Annotated in this window: 10 protein-coding genes; 4 read left to right on the top strand and 6 right to left on the bottom strand. The window is 41.2% G+C overall.

All coding sequences use genetic code 11. The features are described 5' to 3' along the window. Window positions 1–38 precede the first annotated feature (38 nt). The 6 genes from atpD to MR041_RS03395 all read right to left on the bottom strand — a co-directional run bounded on the left by atpD (window position 39) and on the right by MR041_RS03395 (window position 10,749). The gene (atpD, locus tag MR041_RS03420) at window positions 39–1,547 is read right to left on the bottom strand and encodes a F0F1 ATP synthase subunit beta (RefSeq protein WP_242092182.1); all 1,509 of its coding nucleotides are present in this window, start codon (window positions 1,545–1,547) and stop codon (window positions 39–41) included. A gap of 166 nt (window positions 1,548–1,713) precedes the next feature. Continuing rightward, complete coding sequence (locus tag MR041_RS03415) at window positions 1,714–3,234, bottom strand: G-D-S-L family lipolytic protein (RefSeq protein WP_242092181.1); 1,521 nt, start codon at window positions 3,232–3,234, stop codon at window positions 1,714–1,716. A 16-nt stretch (window positions 3,235–3,250) separates the two neighbouring features. After that, the gene (locus MR041_RS03410; RefSeq protein WP_242092180.1) at window positions 3,251–6,001 is read right to left on the bottom strand and encodes a TonB-dependent receptor; all 2,751 of its coding nucleotides are present in this window, start codon (window positions 5,999–6,001) and stop codon (window positions 3,251–3,253) included. Window positions 6,002–6,231: 230 nt separating this feature from the next. Further along, a complete protein-coding gene (gene glmS / locus MR041_RS03405; RefSeq protein WP_242092179.1) occupies window positions 6,232–8,079 on the bottom strand; it encodes a glutamine--fructose-6-phosphate transaminase (isomerizing) in 1,848 nt (615 codons plus the stop codon). 173 nt (window positions 8,080–8,252) lie between these two features. Next, the gene (locus MR041_RS03400; RefSeq protein WP_242092178.1) at window positions 8,253–9,911 is read right to left on the bottom strand and encodes a BamH family beta-barrel-assembly machinery protein; all 1,659 of its coding nucleotides are present in this window, start codon (window positions 9,909–9,911) and stop codon (window positions 8,253–8,255) included. Between the two features lie 28 nt (window positions 9,912–9,939). Continuing rightward, window positions 9,940–10,749 carry a glycogen/starch synthase gene (locus MR041_RS03395; protein WP_242092177.1) on the bottom strand — a complete coding sequence of 270 codons (810 nt, stop codon included), beginning with the start codon at window positions 10,747–10,749 and terminating at the stop codon, window positions 9,940–9,942. A gap of 108 nt (window positions 10,750–10,857) precedes the next feature. Between MR041_RS03395 and panC the strand changes: the two genes are divergently transcribed. The 4 genes from panC (at window position 10,858) to MR041_RS03375 (ending at window position 14,452) form a co-directional block, all read left to right on the top strand. After that, on the top strand, window positions 10,858–11,709 hold the full coding sequence (gene panC, locus MR041_RS03390) for a pantoate--beta-alanine ligase (protein WP_339328745.1): 852 nt from the start codon (window positions 10,858–10,860) through the stop codon (window positions 11,707–11,709). A gap of 13 nt (window positions 11,710–11,722) precedes the next feature. Continuing rightward, window positions 11,723–12,073 (top strand): aspartate 1-decarboxylase, encoded by a 351-nt coding sequence (panD, locus tag MR041_RS03385; protein ID WP_242092175.1) that lies wholly within the window; start codon window positions 11,723–11,725, stop codon window positions 12,071–12,073. An 85-nt stretch (window positions 12,074–12,158) separates the two neighbouring features. After that, window positions 12,159–13,115 carry a lysylphosphatidylglycerol synthase transmembrane domain-containing protein gene (locus tag MR041_RS03380; RefSeq protein WP_242092174.1) on the top strand — a complete coding sequence of 319 codons (957 nt, stop codon included), beginning with the start codon at window positions 12,159–12,161 and terminating at the stop codon, window positions 13,113–13,115. 185 nt (window positions 13,116–13,300) lie between these two features. Next, window positions 13,301–14,452 (top strand): alpha/beta hydrolase, encoded by a 1,152-nt coding sequence (locus MR041_RS03375; protein ID WP_242092173.1) that lies wholly within the window; start codon window positions 13,301–13,303, stop codon window positions 14,450–14,452. The last annotated feature ends 36 nt before the right edge of the window (window positions 14,453–14,488 follow it).

The following is a 14,488-nucleotide window of genomic DNA, read 5'->3' as shown; positions in this document are numbered from 1 at the left end:
GTTGTGAGTGATGCGTTATTCTGAACGCATCACTAATATTATGCTTCAGCCAACATTTTTTCTCCGGCCTCAATGGCGTCCTCAATGGTTCCCTTCAGGTTGAAAGCGGCTTCCGGCAGGTGATCCAACTCACCGTCCATAATCATATTAAAGCCTTTAATGGTATCTTTAATATCTACCAATACCCCCGGTATTCCTGTAAACTGTTCTGCAACATGGAAAGGTTGTGATAAGAAACGTTGTACCCGACGTGCACGGCCAACCGCTAATTTGTCGTCTTCCGAAAGTTCTTCCATACCCAGAATAGCAATGATGTCCTGTAATTCCTTATAACGTTGCAATAACTCCTTTACGCGCTGTGCACAGTTGTAATGGTCGGCACCTAAGATATCGGCAGTTAAAATTCGGGATGTTGAGTCTAATGGATCCACAGCGGGGTATATACCCAGCTCTGCAATTTTACGAGACAGTACGGTAGTTGCATCCAGGTGCGCAAAGGTCGTTGCAGGAGCAGGGTCAGTCAAGTCATCCGCAGGGACATATACCGCCTGAACTGATGTAATGGAACCTTTCTTGGTCGAGGTGATCCGTTCCTGCATCGCACCCATTTCTGTTGCCAATGTAGGCTGATAACCTACCGCAGAGGGCATACGTCCAAGTAAGGCAGATACCTCAGATCCAGCTTGTGTAAAACGGAAGATGTTATCTACGAAAAACAACACATCCTTACCTTGTCCGTCACCGGCGCCATCACGGAAATATTCGGCAATGGTAAGACCGGATAAAGCCACTCGGGCACGGGCTCCGGGAGGTTCATTCATTTGTCCGAAAACGAAGGTCGCTTTGGATTCTTTCATTTTAGCTTTATCTACCTTAGATAAATCCCAACCCCCTTCTTCCATGGAATGCATAAAATCTTCACCGTAACGTATAATTCCAGACTCCAGCATCTCTCTTAAAAGGTCGTTTCCTTCACGGGTACGCTCTCCTACACCGGCAAAAACCGACAGACCACCATGACCTTTCGCAATATTGTTAATCAACTCCTGGATCAATACCGTTTTACCAACACCGGCACCACCGAATAATCCAATTTTACCACCTTTGGCATAAGGCTCGATAAGGTCGATAACTTTTATACCTGTAAATAGGACCTCTGTAGAGGTCGATAATTCTTCAAATTTTGGAGCCTGTCTGTGAATGGGTAAACCCGCATCACCGGCCTTTGGTAAATCACCCAGACCATCAATAGCATCACCAATAACGTTGAACAAACGGCCATACACATCATCACCAATGGGCATTTGTATGGGAGCGCCGGTAGCAGTGACCTCGGTGCCTCGACTCAATCCATCCGAGGAATCCATGGCAATGGTACGCACCGTATCTTCACCGATGTGAGACTGTACCTCTAATACCAAAATAGAACCATCAGGTCTTTTAATTTCTAAGGAATCATAAATTTTTGGAAGTTCCGAACCCGCAGCGAATTCAACATCGATAACCGGACCTACTATCTGTGCAACTTTACCTGTAACTTTAGACATTACTTTTACGTTTTTGTTATGCTATTTAATTGATTGAAAACAGTTTCCGTTTTCGCGCTGCAAAGATATAGTTTTTAATTTAAAATAAAAGTTGTTTTTTTCTTTTTTGGTCATAAAAAAACGCCTTGAATTTCAAGGCGTTTCCAGTATGATGGTTAAACTTAATTTATGGTAAAAAAGGTGAATAATTTGTGGGATAATCTCCGAGGTTAGGTGTATTCCCTGAAGCGATAAAGTTCGATCCAAAAGCGGCATCGATGGCCTCTAAATATTTTGAAGCGAGCATAGCGTAACCTCTGGAGGTCAGGTGTATGCCATCTAATCCTATTGCTCCCCCAAGGACCAAATCAGATGTAAGAGTAAAATCTCCAGTAGAAATACCCTCTGTTTTAAGTTCATGCAAAAGGTCTTTTAAATTAACGAGTGCCAGGTCGGGATTGGAATTTGCTATTGATTCAACAGTGCTGTTATAACTGTCAGTTGCCTGTTTGATCGCTTCTTGTTCTTCAGGAATTAAAACCCATTGATCGGCCAAGGGAATGGCAACGCCATTCACAGTCTGAGGATTTCCAGGGATGGCTTCTGAGCCGATAAACGTAGCAGCCGACAAGACGATTAAATCGTCTTCGGTGGCCTGACGCATACTGACCAAAGCCGGGTTCAAGGCCGTTAAATCTGTTAGACTTTCATCCATTATCACCACAGCATTGCCCGGGCCTTCTTCAAATGCAATAGTTCGTTTTGCAATTTCGGCATCGGCCATTTCCTGGGTCATTAAATTGTTACCAACCAAAAATGCAAAGGCCTGTACAATGCCAGCGTTATAAGCACCATAGGCATTGATGCTGTTTAAGAACCCTGCAGTAGCGGCATCTAATGGAATGGGGTTATGGGGTACAGTTGTAAAATGCGGTAAATCCTGAACATAGGGCACATTAGTTACGACACCTTTAGCACCACCTGAAGTGAGGGTATTGACGGCTGCGGTAAATGCAGAATTGAAAGTGGCGGGATCAGTTAAAGATTTAGAAGAGTCCCCTCCCCAAAAAGCATAATCAATAACATCATTACCACCCATTAAGGTTAAGGTAAAAAATGACGGATTTTGTGCAATGGCATCACCAATCATAGTAGCGGATGGGCTGGAAGCCATTCTCACAAAATAGGGATTAGCATTACCTGAAGCAAGATTTGCCGGATTGCCATAACCGTCAAACAGCATATGGAAGCTCTTTGCTCCCGGAACCCCAATATTGTGAAATGGTCCGGGGAGAATGTTTAAGGCTTCGGTAGTAGGAGTTCCGGGTAATCTTACCGGACCCTCACCGTCAAAGAAAAGGCGCGGTAAAAAATTAGGATTGGGATTTCCACCAATCAGTAATCCGCCAATATTGTCATTCATAAGAGGTTGCGTGAAATCACCGCCCCCAACTTTAGCAAATTCCATGGCTAGCATATTTGGAAAGGAATTTTCCTGAGATGCTTTAAAAAGAGCGCCATCGGTGTATCCTGCAGTAAAAGAGGCCCCAATGGCGACATAATTTGAAAAATCGACAGAACCCGCAGTAAGTTCGGGGAGTGGTTCGTTATTGATAAAAGCATTGTTGTCTTTTAAGACATCTTCGGGTTCAGTACAGGCTGTAAGACCTAATGCGATGAGAAGTAGGGTTAAATATGTTGCTTTCATAGTGTTCTTTTTCATTTTACAAGTTGTTAATCGTCCATGATACATAGTACATTGAGCCTATATAACCAGTACCTGTTGCAGTGAAGTACTCATCTCCTAATAAATTAGTGGCTCCTGCTTTGAAGATAGATTTTAAACTCGGAACGGTTAAATTTATCTGTGCATCGACGACGTGGTATTCCGGAATCAGACCATTGGCAAAGGTATTTTCCCAGTAGTAGTCGTCACTAAATCGATAGGCTACATTAAATCCAAAGTTCTTGAACAATTCGGTGTTTCCGAATGCGGCTTTGAATTTATGCTCAGGGGTATTAAAATTGGTAACAAAATCAGGATATTTAACCTTATCGAAATCCAGTTTTGCATAGGTGTAACTGCCACTTAAATTGAAGTTGCCAAAAACTTTGGTCGACAGTCCAATTGAAGCGCCATAAGAATTCACATTGGTATCTGAGTTTGTGTAAATACCATAAGCTTTAAAATCATCATTTACCATAGCGGCTACTGAAAGCGAACCGTCACCAACGGTTCCGTAAAATGGCGCTAAAACGAGATTCTGAGAAATAAAATCTTTATAACTGTTGTAATAGGCACTGAAATCGATTGTGAACTTGTTTAATTTTCCTCTGTAACCAACTTCAGCAGAAGTAACACGTTCAGGCTTGATTAATTCAGGGTTGGCTATTTCGAGAACATCCGGATTCCCTGTAGCTGCCAACGCTTCTACCGAGGCTCTGGTGTAGGAGTTCGTATAGGCGGCTTCACCGGTTTGTGTGATTACAGCAGGTTGTCCTAATATTTGACCTGAAGTGCTTATATCATATTCTCTCGAATATCGGTCCAGGTTATCCGGTGCAGAACCTACAAGAACATAGGTGCTGGTATCCAATCCAATAAATAAATCCTGTGTGGTCGGATTTCTAAATCCGGTCTGTATTGAGGCTCTTATATTGTGGTTCTCATTTATGGTCAAACCTGCAGAGATTCTGGGAGAATAGAAACCATCAAAGAATTCTGATTTATCATATCGAATGGATCCTGTCAGTTTTAAATCGAAGACCTCGTTCAACTCTATGTTTTTTTGGATCTGAGTATATATCCCATATTCTGAATAATCGATAGGACCGTCAAAATCGGTATAAATGGTTCCTGAGGAATTTAATTTATATTTTCGGTATGAACCACCAAGCTGAATTTCGGCCCAATCAATTAAATGGCTAAAATTATAATTGGCATCCACGTGGTAATATTTCGAAGCGTCCTGAAATTTAGAGCCGGTTGCAAGATTCGGGTCACTTATACTTCTATTCAATGCGGCCTCAAATTCGGGGGTTCCCGGTTCATATCTGCCGGATTCGGCTTGTGCTCTTGCTGCTGCATGTGCTTGTTCGTCCGTAGCCCCGCTCAACGTGGCGCCGGCATAGGTTTCAATGTATTCTGCAAACCACTGCGTATGCGGTTTCCAGGAATTAAGTATTTGTGTGGCCGCAACAACCATATCATAGGAGTCGCCGGCATCATCTCCAACAAAATAACCTCTTAAAAAGAAATTGTCGTTTTTGAATTCTATTTTATGCTGTTCTTGAAAGAAACCATTTATGTTGTATCTGTTACTTCCCTGATAGATTGTAGAACCCGTACCCACTTTGCCAACATATTGTATTTCAAAATCATTGGCCCAAGGGCGATAATAGAATCCCCAATCCGCTTTAACACTTTCAGCATTGTAATTGGTCAGATCACGTTCTTCATATCCTGTTCTTGATACAACCACATCCGGAATAATGCCCAGTCCGCCTGAAGCGGTTCTAATGTTTGTGGAAACTAAGCCGTCGCCATAGACATTTAAGCCATCATAATCCAGATCTGCTCTGGTTTTAGACGGATCATTTTTATCTGTTAAATCCGTTGCGGCCCAATCAGTCCCCTTTAAATAACCGAAGTTAACCTTGACTGCAAACTTATCACTGAATTTATGCGCAACCCGAAGTCCCATATCGATGTAATCATTATCTCCGGCGGCCTCTTGTGAGGTAATTCCTTTTTTAATTGAGGCACTTATGCCATCGTGATCAAAGGGATTTTTACTCCTCATAAATAAAATCCCATTAAAGGCATTGGCACCATATAGGGCCGAAGATGCACCTGGTAACAGTTCAACACTTTGTACATCGGTTTCAATCATACCCACCAGGTTACCGATGGGGAAATTAAGGGCCGGGGTCGAGTTATCCATACCGTCCACCAATTGCATAAAGCGATTGTTTGCAAAGGTGGCAAAACCCCTGGTGTTTACCGATTTAAAGGTCAAACTGTTGGTATTGATATCTACACCCTTGAGATTTTCCAATCCGTCGTAGAAATCGACAGCAGTCGTCGTTTTTATATCCTGGATTCCAAAACGTTCAACCGTTACCGGCGATTCGAAGATGCGTTCCGGTGTTCTGGATGCAGAGATAACCACCTCGTCCAATGAGCTGCCCTCGACCAGGGTGAAATTTAAGGTCTGGTTGTTCGAGGTTACTTCCAGGGTCATGGTTTCAAAACCTACAAAACTGGCTTGAAGCATGAACGGCGGGTCCTGGCTGTAGGTAAAGGTAAAATTACCATCAAAATCGGTTACAGTACCGGAACTGGTGCCTACCACAAGGATACTTGCACCGGGCAAAGGTTGTCCGCTGTCATCCTGTACAGAACCGGAAACCGTCGTTTGGGAAAATGCTATTACACTAAAAAACAATAGTAGTGTCGGGAGAATTGCTTTCATAGAGTTAGTTTTTATAAATCATTAGAATTAGTAATGTCAGGTTTTAAAAATAGAAAAAATTATGCACGCATAGTAAAAATTATGAAAAAAGAACTATGAAGTTTTGATAGTTTCTTAAAGTCTAGAGCTGTTTTTTGATAAATGTACAAATTATTTCGGTTAAAGTTCACAAATATTTATTTTGAAATTATCCGAAATCGTAGTTCGAAGATCATTCGGGACAGATTTTACTACTCCACGGTTACTGATTTTGCAAGGTTTCTTGGCTGATCCACATTTTTACCCAGAAGCACGGCGATATGATAGGATAAAAGCTGAAGGGGTATGGTTGTGATAAGAGGGGAGAGTATTTCCGAGCTTTCCGGTACTTCAATAATATGATCTGCCAGGGCCCGTACCTGAGTGTCGCCCTGGGTTACCACGGCTATGATCTTACCCTTACGGGATTTAATTTCCTGAATATTACTCACCACTTTCTCGTAGTGACCTTTTTTAATGGCAATAACCACCACGGGCATATTTTCGTCTATCAATGCTATGGGACCGTGCTTCATTTCGGCCGCGGGATAGCCTTCGGCATGAATATAGGAGATCTCCTTTAATTTTAAGGCGCCTTCCAGGGCAACGGGAAAGTTATAGCCCCTGCCCAGATACAGGCAATTACGTGAATTCTTATACGTATCTGCAATCAGTTTAATATGGGCATCCGATTGCAGTGCCTGTTCAACCTTGTTAGGAATGAGTTCCAGTTCGAAAAGCAGTTGTCGAAATTCCGAATCGGAAATCGTGCCTTTTGCTTTGGCCAGGCGCAGTGCCATCAGTGCCAAAACCGTTATTTGTGTCGTAAAGGCCTTGGTTGAGGCAACGCCTATTTCCGGTCCGGCATGGGTGTAGGCTCCTGTGTGCGTTTCTCGAGCAATCGAAGACCCCACCACATTACACACACCATATACAAATGCGCCCTTGGATTTTGCCAGTTTTATGGCAGCCAGAGTATCGGCGGTTTCCCCGGACTGTGAAATGGCAATAACCACATCTTTTTCGGTAATAATGGGATTGCGGTATCGAAACTCTGAGGCATATTCAACTTCAACAGGAATTCGCGCAACATCTTCGAAAATGTATTCCGCGACCAACCCGGCATGCCATGAGGTGCCGCAGGCAACCACTATAACGCGGTTGGCATTGAGCAACTTTTCAATATGATCGTCAATACTGGACATTTTTATGAGGCCCTGAGCGGCATGAAGTCGTCCGCGATAGGTGTCTTTAATGGCCCTGGGCTGTTCGTGGATCTCTTTTAACATAAAATGATCGTACCCCCCTTTTTCAATTTGCTCCAAACTGATCTGAAGTCGCTGTATGTAGGGATCGACCAAAGAATCATCTATAATTTTTCTAACCTTTATGTCTTTGTTCAATCGTATGATGGCCATTTCCTCGTCCTCCAGATAGATGGCATTTTTGGTATATTCCAAAAACGGTGAGGCATCACTGGCAATAAAATACTCATCGTTACCTATACCAATGGCCAGTGGGCTTCCTAACCGTGCAATGACCATTTCGTCAGGTTGCGTCCTGTCGAAGACGGCGATAGCGTAAGCTCCAACCACCTGGTTAAGTGCAATTTGTACGGCTTTTCCAAGTTTCACATGCTCCTTCAGTTTGACATCCTCTATAAGATTGACAAGTACTTCTGTATCGGTTTCGGATGAAAAGGTATACCCTCTGGAATGGAGTTCCTTTTTTAGGGATTCATAATTCTCGATGATTCCATTATGGATAATCACCAGGTTACCGGAATTTGAAATATGGGGATGGGAATTCACATCATTCGGAATACCATGGGTTGCCCATCGGGTATGCCCGAGACCCATATGGCCTGAGGCCTCTGCGTCGTATTGTACTTTTTGCTCTAAATCGGCTACCTTACCCTTGGTCTTTGTAAGGTTCAGGGTCTTGCCATCGAACAAGGCAACACCGGCACTATCGTAACCCCGATACTCGAGGCGTTTCAATCCTTCGATAATAATGGGATACGCCTTTCTGCTTCCTAAATAACCTACAATGCCACACATAAGTAATGATTTCTGAGTATTTGAGAAAACAAATATCCGAAAATAATGTATTAACCTTCAAAATTTATGGTAACAAAACGTGGAATGAATATCAAATCATCAAGGTAGATCCTGTGCTGAAAGGGAATCACTCATCGCATTAACCTGACTTCCAGATGATGCCACCTTGATTCTTAATCGTTCGGTTCGGAATAATAAATCTCTAATTTTAATTTACCGCTCTCCGCAGTATTCGAACCATAAAGTACGGTTCCTCTGGTGGTCAACTGGGTTGCCGCGGGTACTTCCGACACATCGTCTGTACTGTTCAATAGATCAACATTGTCGGTATAGTTGACATTGTTGGAAATAACAAGCCCGATTTTCGTATTCGTAGAATCACGGAACACCAAATTCTTGACATGCTCGGTTACGCGTATTTTATAGCCGTAGATCAGTGGGTCTAGGGACAGGGTATCTCTTACACCCAGGTGAATTAGAATGGAGCTTGCGGGAAAAGTAGTATTGCCTGTCGGATCGAGTTCATAATCTATTATTCTCTGATTATTCTTGATGTCATAAGCATAAAGCCTGTCAAAAGTATGGTTGGCGCCCCCTGTGAGTTCCGGGACTTCAGTAAGGACCAAATGGGCCTCGTTTATAAGTTTTATAGGATTATTATCGGCGTCTAAAAATTCGGATCGTAACTGCTCAAGGGCATCCGGAATGCCATTATTGTCCGGATCTCCGCCAAATAAATCAATTACAGCCATCGAACCTGCAGTTCCTTTTAAATACAGTCTTTGATCCCCTTCTATTCGATTGCCGTCCACCAGGGGTTCCGGTGCAGTACTGAAGTCGTTTGTCAGGGTGTTTATTTTAATTCCTGAAAAACTGAAGACATAGGCAGATGGTATTCTGGCATCATCCTCGGTAGTCGAATCCTGTGAATAATGTATTGTTATCGTAGCGCTTGACGAACTTAAATCGAGGAGTATCATATTCCCGTCGTCATTAATGGCCTCTGCTTTAAAATAGAGTCCGCGAAAGTAGTTTTTAAAGTTGTTCGAATTACTTAATTCGTTACCTCCTTCGACATCAAATATGGCCGTTCTCCAAAATAGCGTGTCCAGTTTTACCCTGAAAGCAGGTACTGCAAAGTTAAACGTGGCCTCATCGCCTTCACCTGTTTTTGTGATCACAGAGGCATTGCTTGGGAAGAAGCCCTCAGCATCACTCTCGTAAATTAATGCCCCCTTATAGGCATCAAAATTTACGCTTCCGCTTTCGGTTACTATAAAGTTTTCCGCATTGTTTGGCGTGTTCTCTGCGAAAGAATAATAATTTTGGGTTTCCTGACTTTGAGAATTGGGATTGAAATCCCTTAGGAAGTAATTGTTTCTGTAAATGGAGAGTTTGATGGGCTCTGTTCCATAGAGGGAATCGCGCTCGTTCATCACATAGGTCGCATTCCCATTATCATCTACACCATCTTGTCTGCTAAAATAGGGGATATTCAGGACAACGGAGTCGATGGTGGCATTGTCTCCAAAATCCGGATTGTAGGATACCGGCGTAATCTGGGTCAGGATACTGGCTGTAGTAAGACCATAGATCGGATCCTTATAAACGCCTAATAAGTTTGAGTTTAAACCGTTCACCTGAGTATTGTTGAGTTTTTTATTGTACCCAAGGACGCTTTCAATATTGATTTTAGTGGTGTTGAAATTCGCATTCGATTTGCCCAATACGTCGCTGTCGATGGAATTGAAATCCTTGTCGCAGGCAATAAAGCTCAGCACCATTAATGCAAAAATAAGTGAGGGTTTCAGGGCTGGAAATATCTTCTTCATACGGCTAAAATAATGTACTAAACGGAGGTTAGCTTAATACTTTCGAGGTAAAGAACGCTGTATAGGCTTCACCAAATTCATCTTTACTTTTGTATTCTAAAATTGGTTTTTCGGAGTCTTTTAGGTAAGCATCTAAGGTTTCCGGTATCGTTTCAGAACCAATTATTAAGGCGTCGGAATAATCTATTGCCACCTTCATGAGATTACAATACGTTGGATCTTCAAGCGATTTTATAGCCTCATCATCGATATTATCAAATTTTATTTTATTGAACATATCCTTGTTTAACGCGTCATCGAAACTTTGATTGTATATAGAAGTTACTATTTTACTTTCATTAAACAGAGGTTCATCCTTGTAGTATTCCTTTAAATAAAGGGGCAAAAGAGAAGCCAACCAGCCGTGAACATGAATAATATCCGGAGACCAATTTAATTTTTTTACCGTCTCAATAACACCTTTGGCAAAGAAAATGGCGCGTTCATCATTGTCGGAGAACAATTTACCGTCCTCATCGGTTAAGGTTGCTTTTCTTTTAAAATATTCGTCGTTGTCAATAAAATATACCTGAATACGTTCTTTTGGGATGGAAGCTACTTTTATGATAAGAGGCATGTCCAGATCATTTATAACCAAATTTATACCGGAGAGCCTGATCACTTCGTGCAATTGGTGTCTTCTTTCATTTATATTTCCATATCTTGGCATAAAAATCCGAATCTGACCACCTTGTTGGTTCACTAGTCTTGGGGCTTCGAACGACATTGATGAAATTTCAGTTTCGGGTAAATATGGTACTACTTCAGATGATACGTATAATATCCTCTTATCTTTCATAAATAGTTTGCTTTTGAAGATTCAAAATAAAAAACACGCAAAAGTACAAAAATTTATGCAGATTGACTGTAAAATCTTAAGTTTGCACCCGTTAATTTTTTATTAAAAGTGCTGGTTTATCAAGAAAAAACGCAAATCAAAGCCGAGTTGGAATTGAGAAAGGTCAAAGGGCAGGTCATAGGCTTTGTGCCTACAATGGGGGCATTACATCAGGGCCATTTGGCATTGGTAAAACAAGCATTAAATTCCAACGACATTGTTGTAGTCAGTATTTTTGTGAATCCTACCCAATTTAATAACGCCTCCGATTTGGAGAAGTATCCAAGGACATTTGATTCGGACATTGCCTTACTGGAAAGTTTGAATGAAGATCGAATTATGGTTTACACGCCTTCTGTAGATGATATATATGAAGGAAATCTGAGGTCTCAGAAATTTGATTTCGACGGTCTGGAACGTGAAATGGAGGGTAAATACAGGCCGGGTCATTTTGATGGCGTCGCCACCGTGGTGAAACGCTTTTTTGAAATCGTAAATCCGGATAATGCTTATTTTGGAGAAAAGGACTTTCAGCAATTAGCCATTATAAAACGAATGGTTAACAAGAATGATATTCCAGTGACTATTATAGGATGTAAAATTCATCGTGAGTCCGACGGGCTTGCTATGAGTTCCAGGAATGCCAGGTTAACCTCGGAACAAAGAAATGCAGCACCATTTATTTATGCTGTCTTGAAAGAGGCGAAGCAGGAATTTGCATCAAAAAGTGCCAATGAGGTGGTAAAATGGGTCGAGGAACAATTTAAGGGTCACGGTATTTTGGAGTTGGAATATTTTATAATCGCAGACGAAAAAACCCTAAGGCCCATTCGAAACAAGACCGATAAAAGAAGATATAGAGCGTTTATTGCGGTATATGCAGATGATATTAGACTTATCGATAATATCGCGTTAAATTAATTATCTTTGCCACATGCAAATTCAAGTAGTAAAATCTAAGATTCACAGGGTAAAATGTACAGGTGCTGACCTTAATTATATAGGCAGTATTACCATTGATGAGGATTTAATGGATGCGGCCAATATCATACAGGGTGAAAAGGTTCAGATCGTTAATAATGATAATGGAGAACGCTTAGAGACCTATTGTATACCTGGCCCTCGCAAAACGGGTGAAATTACGCTAAACGGTGCAGCTGCCCGAAAGGTTTCTGTTGGAGACACTTTAATATTAATTACCTATGCCTTTATGGATGTCGAGGAGGCTAAGGTATTTAAGCCTTCGCTGGTGTTTCCTGACGAAACAACTAATTTGTTGAGATAGACACGTTATTACCTTTAAACAGGCCATTTAAATAGATTGTGTACTGAAAGCATAAGCTTTTTAATGCCATTTTGATAGTGTTCGGATGAGCCGTAAGATTAAAAGAATCCTTAAGATCACACTCCCATTGTTATTGGGAGTTTTTTTGGTGTGGTATTCAATTTCAAAGGTCTCTGTCGAAGAATTACTGCAATATGTAAAAAAAGCAGATTACACCTATATTGTTTTGGGCATGTTACTCGGTCTTCTGAGTCACCTGTCGCGCGCTTATCGCTGGCGCTTCCAGTTAGAACCGATGGGTTATGACATTAAACTGGGGAACAGTATTATGGCGGTCTTTGCCACCTATTTAATAAATTATACGATACCACGAGCAGGAGAAGTGGCACGGGCGTCTATTATTACGAATTATGAGGATGTTCCCTTTGAGAAGGGCTTTGGGACCATTGTCGCAGAACGCATAGCCGATATGGTGGTTATGGTGGGCATTATTTGTATTACCTTATTTCTGCAATTCGATTTTATTTACCAATTCTTAATCGAAAGGTTTCAACCCACTAAACTTTTATTTATGGTAGTGTTTGGGTGCGGAGTAATAATCCTCCTTTACAGGTTCATCAAAAAAAGCAGATCTGTTTTGGCATTGCGGATAAAGAAATTTATTACCGGATTGATTGAAGGTACACTCAGCATATTTAAGATGAAAAAAAAGTGGGCCTACATATGGCATACCCTATTCATTTGGGCCATGTATCTTTTTATGTTTTATGTCACTACTTTTTCTGTTGATGAATTGAACCAAATTCCCGTTGGAGCTGTATTGATTGGTTTTATTTCTGCCAGTTTTAGTATAGCAGCAACGAACGGGGGTATCGGATCTTATCCGGTGGCCGTATTTTTAGCCTTTTCTATCTTCGGGATAGAAAAGGACCCCAGTATTGCTTTCGGCTGGATCATGTGGGCCTCCCAAACCTTATTAATCATTATTTTAGGGGGACTGTCCTTAATTTACCTTCCCATCTATAATAGAACCAGGAAATGAGGGGTGTTTTGCGAAATCTTTTTTTGCCTAATTAAAGATTGCACTTCCATATTATTTTTGGAATGTTCCCTAATCCTTCAGACGATTTTAAGGTATGTGTCATAACAATTAAATCCTAATGATGGAATTATAAACCGAAATACTTTTATTACCTTGCTCCTAATAAATCTCAAATCAATAATAAAATGAAATGCATAACCCTTTTTGTTTTAGTACCATTTTTTGCTTTTAACCTAGTAACTGCTCAAGTCACCTACGAGACCCTGGAATCGACCAGATTAGGAGAATCCCGTCAGCTGAAAATACAATTACCCCGAGGGTATACTACTAATGAGGATAAGGCATATCCTGTTTTTATCGTTTTGGATGGGGATTACTTATTTGAGGCCGTTGCAGGCAATGTTGATTACTACTCCTATTGGGAAGATATGCCGGAGGCTATTGTGGTAGGGGTGAATCAATTAGACCAGCGCTATGATGATTGTTTGTATTCCGAACAAAACTCGTTACCAATAGATACCGGCGCTGCTTTTTTTGAATTCATAGGTATGGAATTGGTCCCTTATATAGAAAATAAATTCAGGACCGTTAACTTTCGAGTGGCCATTGGTCATGGTGAAACGGCAAATTTCATAAACTATTATCTGTTAAAGCCGGAGCCTTTGTTTCAGGCCTATGTTGTGGTAAGTCCTGAATTAGCACCAAATATGCTTGATTATGTTCCGGAGCGCCTGGCCAAATTGGGAAGTAAAACATTTTATTATTTAGCGAACACAAACAACGATTCCAAATCCATAAGAGATATGACCCAGGCTTTAGATACTGGTATTAAAAACATCGATAATGATAATGTTTTATACAGATTTGATAGTTTTGAGCAACCCACACACTATTCGGTGCCGGCACATGCCATTCCAAGGGCTCTGGAAAGCATCTTTTTTGTATTTCAACCTATTTCAAAGAAGGAGTACCAGGAAACCATTTTGAAGTTAGATGATTCTCCGGTAAGCTATCTTCGGGATAAGTACCAAACCATATTCGACCTTTTTTCCATTGACAAGCGCATATTGGTTAATGATTTTAAAGCGATTGCTGCGGCTATAGAGAAAAATGAGAATTTCAAGGACTATGAGGAGTTGGGAAAGATGGCGCGAAAACATTATCCAAAAACATTGTTGGGAAATTATTATTTAGCACGATTTTATGAGGAGACCGGTGAGCCCAAGAAGGCTATGAGAACGTATCAATCGGCATATATTTTAGATGAAATAGCGGGTCTATCAAAGGATTTAATGTTGGAAAAAGCCGATGCTATTAAGATAGATTTCGGGTATTGATACTATTTTTTAAAACACCAAAACTGGTTAAGAACG

The sequence above is a fragment of the Aestuariivivens sediminicola genome, from assembly GCF_022662015.1.
Classification (GTDB): Bacteria; Bacteroidota; Bacteroidia; order Flavobacteriales; family Flavobacteriaceae; genus Aestuariivivens; species Aestuariivivens sediminicola.
Note: the sequence above shows the minus strand (reverse complement) of the source record. Positions and strands in the feature narration are given on the sequence as shown.